Genomic DNA, 17,255 nt, shown 5'->3' with positions numbered 1-17,255 from the left:
TGGTAGGCGTGCGCCGGCGCTGCCGCAAGAAGCAGGACGAAACTGATGGTCGAAGCTGGACGTGGCATAGGCATAGGCATAGGCATTGGCATTGGAGATGAAAAAAGGCGCCCGGGGGCGCCTTGCGATCTTACCGCGTTACTGCTTGAGCGCGCGCTCGAACAGCTCATGGATGCGGCGATACTGGTCATACCACGCCTCCGGCTGCACATAGCCGTGGCGTTCCAGCGGATAGCTCGCCAGTTCCCACTTGTCCTTCTTCATCTCGATCAGGCGCTGCGCCATGCGCACCGAGTCCTGGTAGAACACGTTGTCGTCGATCATGCCGTGCGAGATGAGCAGGTGGCCCTTCAGGTTCTGTGCATACTCGATCGGCGACGACTTCTTGTACGCCTCCGGATCGATGTCCGGGGTGTTCAGGATGTTGGCGGTGTACTCGTGGTTATAAGTGGTCCAGTCGGTCACCGGGCGCAGCGCGGCGCCGGCCTTGAAGGTATCCGGTGCGCGCATCAGCGCCATGAAGGTCATGAAGCCGCCGTAGCTGCCGCCGTAGATGCCGACATTGGCCGCGTCGCCCTGGTGCTGGCCGACCATGTACTTGACGCCGTCGATGTAGTCGTCCAGCTCCGGATGGCCCATCTGGCGATAGATCGCGGTGCGCCACTTGCTGCCGTAGCCTTTCGAGGCGCGGTAGTCCATATCCAGCACCACGTAGCCGTTCTGCACCAGCAGGTTGTGGAACATCTGCTCGCGGAAGTAGTTCGGATAGCGCTTGCTGACGTTCTGCAGGTAGCCGGCGCCGTGCACGAACATCACGACCGGATACTTCTTGCCCGGCTCGAGCTGGGCCGGACGATACAGCTTGGCCCAGACCGGATCGCCGCCGGCGCTCGACGGCACCGCCACGTATTGAGGCTCCATCCATTCGCGCGCCTTGAACTCGGGCTTGCGGGTGTCGGTCAGCCTGGTCGCTTCGCCACCGGAAACCGGTACGGTCGCGATCTGGATCGGGGTGTAGCTGGCCGACCAGTGCACCAGCAGCTTCTTCTGGTCCGGCGACAGGGCGAACTTCTCGACGCCATCGAGCTTGGTCACTTCGCGCACGTTGCCGCCATTGGCGTTCGCGGCGCAGACTTCGTAGTCGCCCGGGGTCTCGCGGTTGCACAGCATGTAGGCGGTGCTGCCGTCATAGGTCCAGCGCACGTCGCTGGCTTCCCACTTGCCGGTGGTGAGCGCGCGCGGGGCGGCGTCGGTCAGGCTGTCCCTGGTATACAGGTGCGAGTAGCCGCTTTCTTCCGACAGGTACCACAGCGTGCGGTTGTCCGGCAGCCAGCCGAATTCGGCGTTGTCGTAGTTGACCCAGGCGCTATCGGTCAGGCGGTGCAGGGGTTTCAGCTTGGCGGAGCCCAGGTCGACGCCGGCGATCCAGCGGTCCTTGTTGTCCACCGAGCGCAGCATGACGGCGACCTGGGCGCCGTTCGCGCTCCAGTCGATCGCGTTGCGCCCGCCCGAGACCACCAGCGGGCGGTTGCCCTTCAATGGGTCCTTCTTGGCGGCGGCGCGCAGCTCGGCCAGCGGGTCGACGTTGATACCCGGCAGTGCGTCGAAGGCGATGTCCTGCACCTTGTTGGTGCGCAGGTCGACCAGCTTCAGTGCGTGCGGCACCGGCATGTTGCGGCCGACGCGGGTGCGCACGTCTTCGGTTTCCTCGTAGCCCGACTCGTTGACGTAGCGCGGCATCTTGCCGGCGCGGCCCTTATCGGCGCCCTTGGCGGCGGTGACCACCAGCAGCCAGCGGCCATCCGGCGACAGCGAACTGCCTTCGATGGTGACCTTGTCGCCCAGGTAGATCTGGCCGGGACCCATCGAGGCGTCGACGCGGCGCAGCTCGTCGGCGCGCGCGCGCAGGGCATCGCGGTCATCCTTCTGGCGCTTGAGGTGTTCGATCAGGCGCAGCTCGGTCGAACGGTAGGGATCCTCTTCAGGCGCGTTCGGGTCCTTGGCGGCGCGCGGCAGGGCGGCCGGGCCGGTAACCTTGCTGGCACGGTTCCACACATACCAGTCGGTGCCGATGCGGTACTGGACCGATGCCTCGTCCGCCGAGTACTGGGCGGCGGTGATGCGGCTGGCGCCGCGCGTGACCTGCACCAGCTGGCCCGACTTGAGGTCGCGCTCGAACAGGTCGTTATTGCGCAGGACCAGCATGCGGGTGTTGTTGCGGTTATAGACCACGTCGGCGCTGTCGATCTTCGGCAGCTCGGCGTCGTTTACGCGCTGGATCTTGCCGGCGGCGACCTGGAACACATCGCGCACGGGCGATCCGGTGCGCTTCTGCTTGTAGTACACCTGCTTGCCGTCCCAGCTGAACCAGGCGTCTTCCACTGGGGTGCCGATCCAGTCGGGATGGCTCATGGCCTGGTCGAGGGTGATGGGGGTGGATGCCGCTGCCGGCAACGCGATCAGTGCGGCGAAGGAGGCCGCAAACAGGGTAAGTGCAGGTGTTCGCATGTGGAGTCTGATGAGTGAAGAAATGGCTTTCTGGCCAGAAATGCGCTTGCATTCTAGCGCAGGCACTCACCGGGACCGCGATATGTGGCAGGTTTTTTTTGCTGTAAAGACAAGCCCCGGCAGTACCTCAGTACGGCCGGGGCTGGATGCATTGCGCATACTGCAGCGGTGGTGCGCTGCAATGAAAGCTGTCTTACATGGCCTTGAACGGACCTTTTGGCGGACGCGGCAGGAACATGGCGACGCGCGCTGCGACGGCGACGACGGCCAGGGCGATGGTGACGTATTCGAGCGGGCTCATATCAACCCCGTACTGCTGGAGCGTAGCCGCCGTGGGCGACGTACAGGTCTTGCGAGAAGGTGCGGATGGCCGAGATGGCTGCCGCGAAGAAGCTGGTGCCTTGGATGGCTGCAGTCATGATTGTTCCCCTGAGATAATTCTTCAATGTTGCAGTGCAGTGTAGCGGCGTCTTCATCATAAACAAACTTTAGATTGGTGATTCCCGCGATTCGCCTGGTGAATGATTGTATGGTTGCTCTTATGCAAGATATTTGTTGCACGTATATCTGGAGCAATGGGCGGCGCATAAGAAGGGCTGGCTCACGCCTCGGCCTGACGCTGGTGTGAATCTTGCATATCGTTAGCACATGAAATCGCGAGACAGTGCTTCACCACACCTGCGGATCGTCGTCGTGCTTTCCGCAACACCCGCCGGCACCGACCCTGACGCCGCCCAGGCCGCGCAGTCGCGGCGCAGCACCGCGCTGCGCATCGGCTTGCTCGAATCGGGCTACGACCTGATCGCGTCGCTGCCGGCGGATATCTTCCTGCCCGAGCGCATCGCGCAGCTGCAGCCCGACCTGATCATCGCCGACAGCGAGTCCGACGCGCGCGACGTGCTCGAACACATCGTGATCGCGACGCGCGACGCGCGCCGGCCGATCGTGATGTTTACCGAAGACGACGCTCCCGCAAGCATGGACGCGGCGATGGACGCCGGCGTGTCGGCCTATATCGTGGCCGGCCTGCAGGCCGAGCGCGTCAAGCCGGTGCTGGACGTGGCGCTGGCGCGTTTCAGGCGCGAGCAGAAGCTGCTCGATGAACTGAGCGACACGCGCCAGAAGCTGGTTGACCGCAAGACGGTCGACCGCGCCAAGGGCTTGCTCATGAGCCGCTACAAGCTGAGCGAAGAGCAGGCCTACCAGCGCCTGCGCAGCCTGGCGATGAACAAGAACCTGAAGTTGGCCGAGGTCGCGCAGCGCCTGATCGACGTCGAAGACTTGCTCGGCTGAGCCGGCACGTACATATAAAGACAAGGACATGTATGACTTTGGCAGGCAGGGGCGCCTGGATCGCCGGCACCGACCGCCCCGAGATCGAGATCGTCCGCATCGGCTTCATGCCGCTGGCCGACAGCGCGCCACTGGTGATGGCGTCGGTGCTGGGCTTCGACGAACAATATGGCGTACGCTTCGCACTGTCGCGCGAGCTGTCCTGGACCAGCATGCGCGACCGCCTGATCGGCCAGCAGCTCGACGCGGCCCACGCCCTGTACGGGATGCTGTATGGGGTCCAGAACGGCATCGGCACCCAGCAGTGCGATATGGCGGTGTTGATGAACCTGAACCAGAACGGCCAGAACATCACGCTGTCGCGCGCGCTGGCCAATGCCGCCCGGGATCCGGGCCTGCTCAGGCGCGAGATCGATGAAAAGGGGCGCAAGCTCACCCTGGCCCACACCTTCCCGACCGGGAACCACGCGATGTTCCTGTATTACTGGCTGGCGGCGCACGGCGTCGATCCCCTCGATCACTGCCAGGCGGTGACGGTGCCCCCCGGCCAGATGGCGGCCAGTCTCGCCGCCGGCCATATGGATGGCTTCTGCGCCGGCGAGCCGTGGGGCCAGCGCGCGCAGCGCGACGGCGCCGGGGTGCAGGCCGCATCGAGCGAACAGGTATGGCCGAACCACCCGGGCAAGGCGCTCGGCACGCGCGCCGATTTCGCCGCCACCCATCCCAATACCTGCCGCGCCATGATCGCCGCGCTACTGGAAGCGACGCGCTGGCTCGATGCCTCGCGCACCAACCGCGAAGCCGCGGCCGAGGTGCTGGCCAGTCCCGCCTACGTCAACGCCAGCCGCGAGACGCTGCAGTTCTGCCTCGCCGGGCGCCATGTGGAAGGTAACGGCGTGCGCGGCCACAACGGCCTGCGCTTCCATGCCGACGGCGAGGCCAACTTCCCCTGGCTCTCGGACGGCATGTGGTTCCTGGCCCAGCACAGGCGCTGGGGGCTGCTGCGCGAAGACCCGGCCTGCCTGGCGCTGGCGGCGCAGGTCAACCGCATCGACCTGTACCGCGAGGCGGCCGAACGCACTGGAACGATGCTGCCCTCGTCCTCGATGCGCAGCTCGACGCTGATCGACGGGCGCGTGTGGGACGGCAGCAACCCGCATGCGTGGGCAGGGGCGGGCGCACCTGCATGATCCTGAACGCGGTGCACGCTCCTGCATCATTGTGGGGAATGGCGCACCGCGATGCAGCATTTTCATTTCCATCATCCGTTCGCCGCCCCTAGGGCAGCGGTGGCACGCCTCTTGCTCATACCAATCACAGGATCAATGGCGATTCTCTTCACGACTATTTTCACTTAGCGCTGGCCCAATGCAGGGACGGCACAGGACAACGGCGTCCGCAGCTACTGCCCCCGGCAGCAAGCGCGGACGCCTTTTCGTTTTTCAAAGGAAGAAAAATGGCCAGCAAAGCGGACAGCATCAAGCTCTTTTCATTCCAGGGTGCGCCCATGCGCGCCTTCCACCTGACCTGGGTAGCCTTCTTCATCTGCTTCTTCGCCTGGTTCGCCTGCGCACCGCTGATGCCGGTGATCAAGGGCGAGTTCGGGCTCTCCATGGAGCAGATCGCCAACATCAATATCGCGGCCGTCGCGATCACCATCTTCGTGCGCCTGCTGGTAGGACCCCTGTGCGACCGCTATGGCCCGCGCAAGACCTACACCGGCCTGCTCCTGATCGGCGCGGTCCCCGTGCTGGGCGTGGCGCTGGCGCAGAGCTACGAGGCTTTCCTGCTGGCGCGCCTGGGCATCGGCGCGGTCGGCGCCAGCTTCGTCATCACCCAGTACCATACCTCCGTCATGTTCGGACCCAAGGTGGTCGGCACCGCCAACGCGGCGGCGGCCGGCTGGGGCAATGCCGGCGGCGGCGCGGCGCAGGCGGTGATGCCGCTGATGCTGACCGCGATCGTGATGCTGGGCGTGAGCCAGTCGCTGAGCTGGCGCCTGGCGCTGGTGGTGCCGGGCGTGATGATGATCGTGATGGCCTACTTCTATTGGCGCTACACGCAGGATTGCCCGGCCGGGAACTACGACGATCTGCGCAAGACGGGCCTGATGCTTGACGCTGGCGGCAAGGACGGCAAGGGCGGCTGGGCGAGCTTCGCCGCCGGCTGCCGCAACCACCGCGCCTGGCTGCTGTTCGTCACCTACGGCGCCTGCTTCGGCATCGAGATCTTCATCCACAACATCGCCGCCGTGTACTACGTCGAGCACTTCGACCTGTCGCTGGCGCAGGCCGGCATGGCGGCCGGCAGCTTCGGCCTGCTGGCGCTGTTCGCCCGCGCCCTGGGCGGCTGGCTGTCCGACAAGGCCGCGCTTGGCGGTGACCTGAACCGCCGCGTGACCGTGCTGTTCGTGCTGATGATCGGCGAAGGTCTGGGCTTGCTGTGGTTCGCCCAGGCCGAGGGCGTCGTGTTCGCGGTGGTCGCGATGCTGGTGTTCGGCCTGTTCACCCACATGGCTTGCGGCGCGACCTACGCGCTGGTGCCGTTCATCGCGCCGAAGGCCCTGGGCGGCGTGGCCGGCATCGTCGGCGCCGGCGGCAACGTCGGCGCGGTGGCGGCCGGCTTCCTGATGAAGGGCACCGGCGACATCAAGCAGACGTTCACGATCCTCGGCGGCCTGGTGCTGGTCGCCAGCATCTGCGCCATCGCGGCCCGTTTCACCAATACCACCACCGCCACCGGCAGCGCGCCGGCCGCGGCGGCAGTCTGAGAAGGAGCAGCAAATGCATATCGTCGTCATTGGCCATGGCATGGTCGGCCATAAATTCCTCGAAACCCTGGCCGCCAGCGGCCGGCACGACCTGCGCGTCACGGTATTGGGCGAAGAGCCGCGTCCGGCCTACGACCGCGTGCACCTGTCGGAATTCTTCGCCGGCAAGAGCGCGGACGACCTGTCGCTGGTCGCGCCGGGCTTCTTCGAGCGCGCGGATACTGGGCTGGGCATGGTGCTGCGCCTGAATGCCAAGGTGGTGGGGATCGACCGCGCGGCCCAGAGCGTTTTCCTGGCCGACGGTTCGCACGTCGCTTATGACCGCCTGGTGCTGGCCACCGGCTCCTATCCCTTCGTGCCGCCGGTGCCCGGAGCCGACCGCAAGGACTGCTTCGTCTATCGCACCATCGAAGACCTGGAAGCCATGCAAGAGGCGGGAGCGCGCTCGAAGTCGGGCGTCGTGATCGGCGGCGGCCTGCTGGGCCTCGAATGCGCCAAGGCGCTGCGCGACCTGGGCCTGAACGCCCATGTGGTCGAATTCGCGCCGCGCCTGATGGCGGTGCAGGTCGACGACCCCGGTGCGCGCATGCTGCGCACCCGCATCGAGGAACTGGGCGTCGGCGTCCATACCGGCAAGAACACGCTGGCCATCGTCGATGGCGAAGAAACCACCCACCGCATGCAGTTCGCGGACGGCACGCACCTGGACACCGACATGATCGTGTTCTCGGCCGGCATCCGCCCGCGCGACGAGCTGGCGCGCGCGTCAAGCCTGGAGATCGGCCCGCGCGGTGGCGTCGTGATCGACGACCGCTGCCTGACCTCGGACCCGCACATCTACGCCATCGGGGAGTGCGCCTTGTGGAATGGCCAGCTGTTTGGCCTGGTCGCCCCAGGCTACGACATGGCGCGCACCGCCGCGCGCCATTTGCTGGGCGGCGAATGCGGATTCCTGGGCGCCGACATGAGCACCAAACTGAAACTGATGGGCGTGGATGTGGCCAGCATCGGCGACGCCCATGGCGCCACGCCGGGCAGCCGCAGCTACCAGTTCATGGACGAGCGCAAGCAGGTCTACCGCAAGATCGTCGTCTCCAGCTGCGGCAAATACCTGCTGGGCGGCGTGCTGGTGGGCGAAGCGTCCGCCTACGGCGCGCTGTTGCAGACGATGCTGAACAGGATCGAGCTGCCGGAAGCGCCGGAATACCTGATCCTGCCCGAGAGCGGCGGCGCGGCCCGTCCGGCCATCGGCGTCGACAAGTTGCCGGCCACGGCCCAGGTCTGCTCGTGCAACGACATCAGCAAGGGCGCGCTGTGCGAGGCCGTGGCCGGCGGCGCCACCACGATCGGCGCGCTCAAGAGCTGCACTTCGGCCGGCACCGCCTGCGGCGGCTGCGTGCCGCTGGTGACCCAGGTGCTTAACGCGGAGCTCAAGAAGCTGGGCGTGGCGGTCAACAACCACCTGTGCGAACACTTCCCGTATTCACGCCAGGAGCTGTACCACCTGGTGCGGGTCGAGTCTATCCGCGATTTCGGCGAGCTGCTGGCGCGCCACGGCAAGGGCCTCGGCTGCGACGTCTGCAAGCCGACCGCCGCCAATATCCTGGCCTCGGTGTGGAACGATTTCGTGTTGAAGCCCAAGCACGCCAGCCTGCAGGATTCCAACGACTACTACCTCGGCAACATCCAGAAGGACGGCACCTATTCGGTGGTGCCGCGCATGCCGGGCGGGGAAGTCACGGCCGACGGCCTGATCGCGGTGGGCATGGTGGCCAAGAAGTACAAGCTCTACACCAAGATCACCGGGGGGCAGCGGGTCGACCTGTTCGGCGCCCGCGTGGACCAGCTGCCCGCGATCTGGGAAGAGCTGATCGCGGCCGGCTTCGAATCGGGCCACGCCTATGGCAAGTCGCTGCGCACCGTGAAATCCTGCGTCGGCTCGACCTGGTGCCGCTACGGGGTGGGCGACAGCGTGGGTTTCGCCATCGCGCTCGAAAACCGCTACAAGGGCTTGCGCGCGCCGCACAAGATCAAGTTCGGCGTCTCGGGCTGCACCCGCGAGTGCGCCGAAGCCCAGGGCAAGGACGTGGGCCTGATCGCCACCGATAAAGGCTGGAACCTGTACGTGTGCGGCAACGGCGGCATGAAGCCTCGCCACGCCGAGCTGATCGCTTCGAACCTCTCCGAAGAAGACGTGGTGCGCCTGACCGACCGCTTCCTGATGTTCTACGTGCGCACCGCCGAACGCCTGCAGCGCACCAGCACCTGGCGCGAAAACCTGGAGGGCGGCCTCGACTACCTCAAGGCGGTCGTGGTCGACGACAGCCTCGGCATCGCGCAGGAGCTCGAGGCGCAGATGCAGCACGTGGTCGACACCTATGCCTGCGAATGGAAGGAAGCGGTCACGGATCCGGACGTGCGCCGCCGTTTCCGTCATTTCGTCAACAGCGCGCAGGCTGACGAGAACGTCGTGTTCGTGCCGGAGCGCGGCCAGGTGCGTCCCGCCACGCCGGACGAACGTCGCCGCACCATCCCCATCGCCGCCGCAGTCTAACGAAGCTGAAACAGGAGAACCTCCATGCACCGTGATCTTCAACTCGAACACTGGACCGCCATCTGCAGCGTGGACGACATCGTGCCCGACACCGGCGTGTGCGCCTTGCTGAACGGCCGCCAGGTGGCGGTGTTCCGCGTCGGCGACAACACGCCACGCGTGTTCGCCATCGATAACTTCGATCCGAACTCGCAGGCCGCCGTGCTCTCGCGCGGGCTGGTGGGCAGCATCGGCGAACGCATCGTGGTCGCCTCGCCGATCTACAAGCAGCACTTCGACCTGCAAAGCGGCGAATGCCTGGAAGCGCCGGCGCAATCGGTCGCCAGCTATCCGGCCCGGATCGACGCCGGGCAGGTGTGGGTCGCCGCATGACAGCGGCCGTCAAGCCCGCCCTGGTGGTGGTCGGCAACGGCATGGCCGGGATGCGCACCGTCGAGGAGCTGCTGGCGCTGGCCCCGGAGCGGTTCGACATCACCGTGTTCGGCGCCGAGCCGCGCGTGAACTACAACCGCATCATGTTGTCGCCGGTGCTGGCGGGCGAGAAGACGGCCGAGGAAATCGTGCTGCACCCGCGCAGCTGGTACGACGAGCACGGCATCACCCTGCATGCGGGCGACCCGGTAGTGGCGATCGACCGCAAGCGGCGCATCGTGCGCGCGCGCTCGGGCAAGGAGGTGCAGTACGACCGCCTGCTGCTGGCCACCGGTTCGCAGCCTTTCATCGTGCCGGTGCCTGGCGCCGATCTGCCGGGCGTGGTGGGTTTTCGCGACCTGGACGACGTCGACACCATGCTGCGGGCGGCGCGCGCCGGCCGCCATGCGGTCGTGATCGGCGGCGGCCTGCTCGGGCTCGAAGCGGCGAACGGCCTGCTGCGGCAGGGCATGGACGTCACCGTCGTCCACCTCACCCAGAGCCTGCTCAACCAGCAGCTCGACGTCGACGCTTCGCTGCTGCTGAAGAGCGCACTGGAGGGGCGCGGCCTGCGTATCCTGCTCGGCGCCCAGACCGAGGCCATCCTGGGCGACGGCAAGGTACAGGGTGTGCGCTTCAAGGACGGCGCCGAGGCGCCGGCCGACCTGGTGGTGATGGCGGCGGGCGTGCGCCCCAATGTGGCGCTGGCGCGGGACGCCGGCCTGCACGTCGAGCGCGCCATCGTGGTCGACGACACGCTGCAGAGCTACGACCCGCGCGTGTACGCGGTGGGCGAGTGCGTCCAGCACCGCAAGGCGACCTTCGGGCTGGTGGCGCCGATCTGGGACCAGGCGCGCGTGTGCGCCGCCCACCTGGCCGGCCTGGGCCACCGCCGCTACGTGCAGCAGGCCACCGCCACCAAACTCAAGGTCACCGGCATCGACCTGTACTCGGCCGGCGACTTTTGTGGCGGACCGGGCACGCAAGACCTGGTGCTGCGCGACCGCCGCGCCGGCGTCTATAAACGCCTGGTGCTCGATGGGAACCGGATCACGGGCGCCGTGCTGTACGGGGACGTGCTCGACGGCCCCTGGTATTTCGACCTGATCCAGCGCGGGGCCGATATCTCGGCGCTGCGCGATCGATTGTTGTTCGGGCCTGCCATGTGTGAAGCGCAGGCCGCGTAGAAGAGAGTCACTTATGTCGCAGATGCCGATCCCGCTGAAAGAAGTCCGCACCACCTGTCCCTACTGCGGCGTCGGCTGCGGCGTCAAGGCCACGCCGCTGGGCGATGGCGGCGCGCTGATCGAAGGCGACGCCGGCCATGCCGCGAACCGCGGCCGCCTGTGCGTCAAGGGCTCGGCCCTGGGCGAGACCCTCGGCCTCGACGGCCGCCTGCTGTACCCGGGCGTTCGACGCGATGGCGTGATGGCGCGCGCCAGCTGGGATACGGCGCTGGATACCGTCGCCGACGGTTTCAGGCGCATCATCGCCGAACACGGGCCGGATGCGGTCGCGCTGTACGTCTCGGGCCAGATCCTCACCGAGGATTATTACGTCGCCAACAAGTTCATGAAGGGCTACGTCGGCAGCGCCAATATCGACACCAACTCGCGCCTGTGCATGTCGTCGGCAGTCGCCGGCCACAAGCGCGCCTTCGGCGAAGACGTGGTGCCGGGCTGCTACGACGACTTCGCGCTGGCCGACGTCATCGTGCTGGTCGGCTCCAACGCCGCCTGGTGCCACCCTACGCTGTTCCAGCGCATCGTGAAGGTCAAGGAAGCGCGCCCCGACTTGCAGATCGTCGTGCTCGACCCGCGCCGCACGGCCACCTGCGAACTGGCCGACCTGCACCTGCCGCTCAGGCCGGGCAGCGACGTGCGGCTGTTCAATGGCCTGCTGGCGTATCTGGCACAAGAGGGAGCCATCGACCACGGCTTCGTCGCGGCGCATACGAGCGGGCTGGAGGCGGCGCTGGACGTCGCCGGCGTGGACAGCGACGTGGACGCGGTCGCGCGTGCCTGCGGTGTCGATCCGGCGCAGCTGCGCGCATTCTATGCACTGTTCGCGGGCACCGAGAAAGTGGTCACGGCGTTCTCAATGGGCGTGAACCAGTCCTCGAGCGGCACCGACAAGGTCAACAGCATCATCAACTGCCACCTGCTCACCGGCCGTATCGGCCGGCCCGGCATGGGCCCGTTCTCGCTGACCGGCCAGCCGAACGCGATGGGTGGACGTGAAGTCGGTGGCCTGGCGAACATGCTGGCGGCCCATCTCGACCTGGACAACGCGCAGCACCGCGAGGCGGTGCGCACGTTCTGGGACGCGCCGCGCATCGCCGGCACGCCAGGGCTGAAGGCGGTCGATCTGTTTCGCGCGGTGGAACAGGGCAAGGTCAAGGCGGTGTGGATCATGGCCACCAACCCCGTTGTCAGCATGCCGGACGCCGACCAGGTGCGGCGCGCCTTGGCGGCCTGCGAACTGGTGGTGGTGTCGGACGTGGTCGCGAACACCGACGTCGGCCAGTATGCGCACGTGCTGCTGCCGGCCCTGGCCTGGGGCGAGAAGGATGGCACGGTGACCAATTCCGAGCGCTGCATCTCGCGCCAGCGCGCCTTCCTGCCGGCGCCGGGCGAGGCGCGCGCCGACTGGCAGGCGTTGTGCGACGTCGCCCGGCGCATGGGCTACACCGGCTTCGGCTACGACGGCGCGCATGCGATCTTCGACGAGCATGCGCGCCTGTCGACCTGGAAGAATGGCGAAGACGGCTACCGCCGCGCCTTCCGGCTCGACCCGCTGGTCGGCATGGACCGCACCGCCTACGACGCCCTGGAGCCGGTGCAGTGGCCGCTGCGCTCGCCGGGAGAGGGCACGGCGCGCCTGTTCGGTGACGGCCGTTTCTCGCACCCTGACGGCAAGGCGCGGTTTGTCGCGACGCCGCCGCGCGCGCCGGTGCATGCGCCAGGTGGCGCGTATCCGCTGGCGCTCAATACCGGCCGCCTGCGCGACCAGTGGCACACGATGACGCGCACCGGCAAGTCGCCGCGCCTGGCCGGCCATGCGCCGGAATCCTTCGTCGACCTGCACCCGCACGACGCGCTGCTGGCCGGCGTGCGCGAAGGCGAGCTGGCCCGCGTCAGCTCGCAATGGGGGGCGATGGTGGCGCGCGTGGCGCATGGCGGGGGCATCGCGCGCGGCGCGGTGTTCGTGCCGATCCACTGGAATGGCCAGACGGCGTCGGATGCGCGCGTCGGGGCGCTGGTCAATCCGGAAGTCGATCCGGTGTCGGGAGAACCCGAGTTCAAGCACACGCCGGTGCGGGTGGAACCCTTTGGCGTGGCCTGGTATGGATTCATCCTCAGCCGCGACGAACTGAAGCTGGAGCGGGTGGCGCACTGGACGCGCGTGCGCGGCAGCGGCTTCGTGCGCTATGAACTGGGCGGGCGCGAGCCGATGTCGCCCGACCTGGCGCGCAACCTGCTGGGGGCCGGCGAGGATGACGACTGGATCGAGTACGAGGACAAGGCGGAAGGCATGCTGCGCGCTGCGCTCGTCAAGGATGGGCGACTGGACGCCTGCCTGTTCGTGTCGCGCCGGCTGGATTTGCCGGCGCGGGCCTGGCTTGGCGGCCTGTTCGCCCAGCCAGCACTGGACGCGCGCGAACGCGCCACCTTGCTGGCCGGCCGCGCGCCGGCGCTGGGGCCGGACCCGGGGCCGACCGTCTGCGCATGCTTCGGCGTCGGCCGCAACACGATTTGCGCGGCGATCGAACAGCAGGGCTTGACGACGCCGGCCCAGGTGACGGCCTGCCTGCGGGCCGGCGGCAATTGCGGGTCATGCCTTCCAGAGATCAAGACACTGCTGCAGGAAGCTCGCGCTGCCGTGGCGTAGGGTGGGCGGCTAGCCGCCCACGCGGTGATGGTTGGCAGCCAGATCATCCGGCACGAAAGCGGAGCCGCCGTCCACACCACGGGTAGACGTTGCATACGGCGCAGCCGTCCACCCCACGGTTAGACGTTGCATACGGCGCCGCCGTCCACCCCACGGTAGACGTTGCGTACGGCGCCGCCGTCCACCCCACGGGTAGACGTTGCATACGGCGCCGCCGTCCACCCCACGGTAGACGTTGCATACGGAGCCGCCGTCCACCCCACGGGTAGACGTTGCGTACGCCTCTACCGTCCACCCACTGGCAGACGTCGTCTACGGCCCAGCCAACCACCCTACGATCTACGACGCGTTATTGCGGCACTCCGGATGCAACCCACGCCCCCGCACCACCGGCGCCTCGCTGCCGAACAAGGGCAGTTCGATATACGGCCGCTCGGTGCCCGGCACCGCCAGCACATAAGCCTGGCGCTCGAGCCGGTGCTGCAGCACGACCTGCGCGACATAGGCCGGCGCCAGCACGCGCTGGGCTTTGCGCTTGCCCAGGTCGAGGTAGCCGAAGCGCATCGTGGCCGACTGCACCAGGTCACCCGGCAGCCGCTCTTTCGACTGGCCAAGCACGCTGACCAGGCGCTCGGCCAACTGGCGCGCCGCCAGTTCGGCTTCGATCACGGGGGCGGTATCGAGCACTTCGGCATCGCGGTGCCGGATTCGCAGCGCGAGCGTATCGACGCTGCCATCGCCGGCCAGCCGTAGCGCCACCGAGGCCGCGCCCAGCACCGGGATCTCGCCCACCGCATGGCGCCAGGCGCCGGTGGCGCGCAGCAGCAGGGTATCGGACAGCTTCTGCTCGCGGTCGGCGCCGCGCGCCTTGGTCTGCCACAGGCGTTCGAAGGCGAGACTGCCGCGCTCACCCACCCAGGCCGCGAGGTCGAGCCGCTGCGCCGCCTGTTCCAGCTGGCGCACCAGCAGCGGCGTTTCTTCGAGGCGTTCGTACGGCGCCTGGAACGGTGCCAGGCCGGACACGTATTGCAGTGCGCCCGAGGCGTGGTAGACCACGGCGCGCGCGCCATCGGGCAGGTGCACGACGCTGCGTTCGCCGCGCTCGGCCAGGTTGGCGCGGTCGTGGCGGCAAATGTCGGCTTCGTGCAGCGCGGTCAGGAAGCGGTTCATGCTCGCGCGCGCATCGTCGCGGGTGAGCGGGGTGAGCGCGATCACGTCGGCGCGGCCGGGCGTCGCATCGGCGCCGGTCTTCATCAGGGTATCGATCAAGGTTTGCTGGTTCATGGTTCAGCCCTCCGTCCACTTCCACAAGAGACATGCCTGCTGCGCCGGCGCCAGGTCGGGACTCACGCTGCCATGGCCCCACAGGTGGTCGCGGTTCAGGGCGGAGAGATTCCAGCGGATGTTGCCGCCGTTCCAGGTGGCGGCGTCGCCGACGCAGACCGTAATGGGGTGGTTATCGATCCACCAGTCGGACACGCCGTCGTGCCAGGCGCCGGACACGGTGTCGCCGTCGACCAGGTTGTCGGCCACGTCCTCGCCGCACTCGTCGGTGGTGATACCGTCGACCATATCGCCCCAGGCGCCGCAATAGATGTGCAGGCGCGCGAAGATATTCCACAGGCCGGCGATGGCGTCCAGGTTGACCGTGTGGCAGGAATAGGCCATCACCCATTCGCTGTTCCAGTCCTCGCCCAGTTGCCAGCGGTCGGACCAGGTGCGCCAGTCGGTGCGCGCGATGTCGTACAGCATGCGTGCCCGTCCGTCGGCCTTGGAATTGCCATGGGTCTCGATCCAGAGCAGGTCGACGTCATCGACCCAGCTGCTGTCGTTTCCGCCCTGGTCGGTGTCGCGGATATCGGTTTCCCAGACATCCGTGTTGGACCAGTAGAAGGCGCGCGCGTGCCCGGCCGAGCGCAGCTTGCTGTCGAAACCATTACTTCTATTGAAGGTGTACGTCAGGTCTCCCGCCGTGCTCACGCCGGCGGCGCGCGCATGGTTGAAGTACCGGATTGCTTCTACACCGAACCTTGCCATGAGGTTCTCCTTTCGTGTCGGAAAGCCATGCCGCCGCACCCGGGTGGGCACGGCGGGGTGGCTCGGGATACAGTAGTCGGAGCGTACGCGGCGGTTCTGGCGAAGATCAGGCTTCGGGAGGGTTGACGTGCCGGGTGGATAGAAACGGCGGTCGGGCTTGCGTGGCGTCGTGCCAGGAGCCGCGCGAGGAGAGCGGAGCGCCTGCCGGACTGGCGCCGGCAGGCGTTGAAGCGATTAGCGCAGGGTGCGGGCGAAGAATTCGTCGGTGCGGCTGTTGGCCAGCGTCGCATCGTCGTGGTCGTAGTGGCCGCCGCCCGGACGGGCGAAGGCGTGGTCGCGGCCCGGATAGACATGGACCTCGGCGTCGGCCTTGCCTTCGAGCGCGGCCTTGATCTGCGCCTGGGCTTCCGGGCCGATGTATTCGTCGGCGCCGGCCAGGTGGTACAGCAGGGGAGCGCCGATATGCTTGGCTTCGTGCAGGTAGTTGTCGGTGCCGCCACCGTAATAGACCGCGAAGGCGTCGCCGTCGGTACGGGCCGCGGCCAGGTAGGTCATCAGGCCGCCCAGGCAATAGCCGGTGACGCCGACCTTGCCGGTGCTGCCTTGCATCGTGCGCGCAGCGCTGATGGTGGCGGCGATGTCTTGCACGCCATGGTCGAAGTCGTAGGCCTGGTACATCGAGAAGGCCTTGGCGACGTCGGCTTCATTTGCTTCGGACAGCTGGATGCCGGGATCGGTGCGCCAGAACAGGTCGGGGGCGACGGCGATATAGCCCTTGGCGGCGTAGTTGTCCGCGATGCTGCGGATGCCGCCGTTCACGCCGAAGATTTCCTGCAGCACGACGATGACCGGATAGGCGCCGACCACGTCGGGACGTGCGACGTAGCACTCGAAGCTGCCTGCGCCGGTGGTGACGGTGAGTTGTTCGGACATGGGGTTCCTTATTGTTAAAAATTGGAATGCCAGCCGGTGGGAATCGTGGTAACCGGCCGTTGCAAGCCATATCATAAGATGGAAAGCCCGATCCGAACAGATTCGCTCTCGAGGGTGACGCGTCGGCCGGCGCCGCAAGCAATATCGGATGTTGTCCAGGCATTGCCTGGCAATACAAGGGAGTGGCCGCTGGTTTGGCGAGCGGCAGAAGCCTGTCGAGCGCTTGTCATGACAAGCATTCGTGCGTCGACAAGCGGAGGCGGAAACGACAAAGCCCCAGATCGCTGGGCTTCGTGGGTCCTTGGCTATCAAGGTAGTTCTGGTCGGGGTGAGAGGATTCGAACCTCCGGCCTCTACGTCCCGAACGACCTAACAGCATCAATAGACCCGCTCCGTTGACGGGTCTAACCATTATAAATCAATGGGTTGCGTTTGGCTGCGTTCAGATTCGCGTAGCTTCGTGCAAGAGCTCCCGGCACGAATTTTCCACGAATTTCGGTTCAGTGGGAGTCGGAAACTACTGTTTAGGAAAGCATGGCGTCCAATTTTTCCTGGTCTCGAGCGCGCCGCTTTTCAAGCTCGGTCTTTGGCGCTTTGGCGGCCACTTTGGACTTGCGGCCGTGTTCCCCGTTGGTCGGGAGCGCGCAGCTTTGGGCAACTAAGTCATCCTGCGCATCTATGGTGCTCAAGCGTAGGTCGAGCCAGGTGTAGAACACGCTGGGATGCCAATACACTCGGTTTCCGGTGGTTGTCAAGCTAGTTGTCGCCTGACCTGATAATCATGCTGCTTCTTTGAGCGGTGTGTCTCCCTCGATTTCTGCTGCATTTCTGTTCATCTGCTCGGGATTGAGATGGACG

11 protein-coding genes are annotated in these 17,255 nt (G+C 66.6%); 7 read left to right on the top strand and 4 right to left on the bottom strand.

Translation table 11 applies throughout. The features are described from left to right. Positions 1–138 precede the first annotated feature (138 nt). Positions 139–2,508: a S9 family peptidase gene (locus AC56KW_RS06305; protein WP_497169886.1), complete on the bottom strand. Its 2,370-nt coding sequence runs from the start codon at positions 2,506–2,508 to the stop codon at positions 139–141. A gap of 648 nt (positions 2,509–3,156) precedes the next feature. On the opposite strand from AC56KW_RS06305, the gene AC56KW_RS06300 reads away from it, so the two are divergent. The 7 genes from AC56KW_RS06300 (at position 3,157) to AC56KW_RS06270 (ending at position 13,427) form a co-directional block, all read left to right on the top strand. Next, on the top strand, positions 3,157–3,801 hold the full coding sequence (locus AC56KW_RS06300; RefSeq protein WP_497169885.1) for an ANTAR domain-containing response regulator: 645 nt from the start codon (positions 3,157–3,159) through the stop codon (positions 3,799–3,801). Between the two features lie 32 nt (positions 3,802–3,833). After that, positions 3,834–4,991 carry a CmpA/NrtA family ABC transporter substrate-binding protein gene (locus tag AC56KW_RS06295; protein WP_497169884.1) on the top strand — a complete coding sequence of 386 codons (1,158 nt, stop codon included), beginning with the start codon at positions 3,834–3,836 and terminating at the stop codon, positions 4,989–4,991. A gap of 266 nt (positions 4,992–5,257) precedes the next feature. Beyond that, positions 5,258–6,571, top strand: a complete 1,314-nt coding sequence (locus tag AC56KW_RS06290; protein ID WP_497169883.1) for an MFS transporter — start codon at positions 5,258–5,260, stop codon at positions 6,569–6,571. A gap of 13 nt (positions 6,572–6,584) precedes the next feature. Further along, positions 6,585–9,125, top strand: a complete 2,541-nt coding sequence (gene nirB / locus AC56KW_RS06285; RefSeq protein ID WP_497169882.1) for a nitrite reductase large subunit NirB — start codon at positions 6,585–6,587, stop codon at positions 9,123–9,125. 24 nt (positions 9,126–9,149) lie between these two features. Continuing rightward, on the top strand, positions 9,150–9,497 hold the full coding sequence (gene nirD / locus AC56KW_RS06280; RefSeq protein WP_497169881.1) for a nitrite reductase small subunit NirD: 348 nt from the start codon (positions 9,150–9,152) through the stop codon (positions 9,495–9,497). Next, positions 9,494–10,723 (top strand): NAD(P)/FAD-dependent oxidoreductase, encoded by a 1,230-nt coding sequence (locus AC56KW_RS06275; protein WP_497169880.1) that lies wholly within the window; start codon positions 9,494–9,496, stop codon positions 10,721–10,723. The genes nirD and AC56KW_RS06275 overlap by 4 nt, the downstream gene beginning before the upstream one ends. A 13-nt stretch (positions 10,724–10,736) precedes the next feature. Beyond that, positions 10,737–13,427 (top strand): molybdopterin-dependent oxidoreductase, encoded by a 2,691-nt coding sequence (locus AC56KW_RS06270; protein WP_497169879.1) that lies wholly within the window; start codon positions 10,737–10,739, stop codon positions 13,425–13,427. A 339-nt stretch (positions 13,428–13,766) separates the two neighbouring features. Here the strand turns inward: AC56KW_RS06270 and AC56KW_RS06265 are convergent, their stop codons facing one another. The 3 genes from AC56KW_RS06265 to AC56KW_RS06255 form a co-directional block, all read right to left on the bottom strand. Continuing rightward, a complete protein-coding gene (locus tag AC56KW_RS06265) occupies positions 13,767–14,711 on the bottom strand; it encodes a hypothetical protein (protein WP_497169878.1) in 945 nt (314 codons plus the stop codon). 3 nt (positions 14,712–14,714) lie between these two features. Then, positions 14,715–15,464 (bottom strand): DUF6345 domain-containing protein, encoded by a 750-nt coding sequence (locus tag AC56KW_RS06260; RefSeq protein ID WP_497169877.1) that lies wholly within the window; start codon positions 15,462–15,464, stop codon positions 14,715–14,717. A gap of 234 nt (positions 15,465–15,698) precedes the next feature. Continuing rightward, positions 15,699–16,397 carry a dienelactone hydrolase family protein gene (locus AC56KW_RS06255; protein ID WP_497169876.1) on the bottom strand — a complete coding sequence of 233 codons (699 nt, stop codon included), beginning with the start codon at positions 16,395–16,397 and terminating at the stop codon, positions 15,699–15,701. Positions 16,398–17,255 lie beyond the last annotated feature (858 nt).

The sequence above is a fragment of the Telluria sp. RT2P19 genome (assembly GCF_059685725.1).
The sequence above is the reverse complement of the archived record's forward strand: the minus strand, read 5'-3'. Positions and strand labels throughout refer to the sequence as shown.

Bases quoted from the DNA above. Each gene is read 5' to 3' on its own strand.
- AC56KW_RS06260 (WP_497169877.1), bottom strand. From the start codon at position 15,464: ATGGCAAGGTTCGGTGTAGAAGCAATCCGGTACTTCAACCATGCGCGC.
- AC56KW_RS06270 (WP_497169879.1), top strand. From the start codon at position 10,737: ATGTCGCAGATGCCGATCCCGCTGAAAGAAGTCCGCACCACCTGTCCC.
- AC56KW_RS06305 (WP_497169886.1), bottom strand. From the start codon at position 2,508: ATGCGAACACCTGCACTTACCCTGTTTGCGGCCTCCTTCGCCGCACTG.
- AC56KW_RS06255 (WP_497169876.1), bottom strand. From the start codon at position 16,397: ATGTCCGAACAACTCACCGTCACCACCGGCGCAGGCAGCTTCGAGTGC.
- AC56KW_RS06295 (WP_497169884.1), top strand. From the start codon at position 3,834: ATGACTTTGGCAGGCAGGGGCGCCTGGATCGCCGGCACCGACCGCCCC.
- nirD (WP_497169881.1), top strand. From the start codon at position 9,150: ATGCACCGTGATCTTCAACTCGAACACTGGACCGCCATCTGCAGCGTG.
- AC56KW_RS06300 (WP_497169885.1), top strand. From the start codon at position 3,157: ATGAAATCGCGAGACAGTGCTTCACCACACCTGCGGATCGTCGTCGTG.
- AC56KW_RS06265 (WP_497169878.1), bottom strand. From the start codon at position 14,711: ATGAACCAGCAAACCTTGATCGATACCCTGATGAAGACCGGCGCCGAT.
- AC56KW_RS06290 (WP_497169883.1), top strand. From the start codon at position 5,258: ATGGCCAGCAAAGCGGACAGCATCAAGCTCTTTTCATTCCAGGGTGCG.
- nirB (WP_497169882.1), top strand. From the start codon at position 6,585: ATGCATATCGTCGTCATTGGCCATGGCATGGTCGGCCATAAATTCCTC.
- AC56KW_RS06275 (WP_497169880.1), top strand. From the start codon at position 9,494: ATGACAGCGGCCGTCAAGCCCGCCCTGGTGGTGGTCGGCAACGGCATG.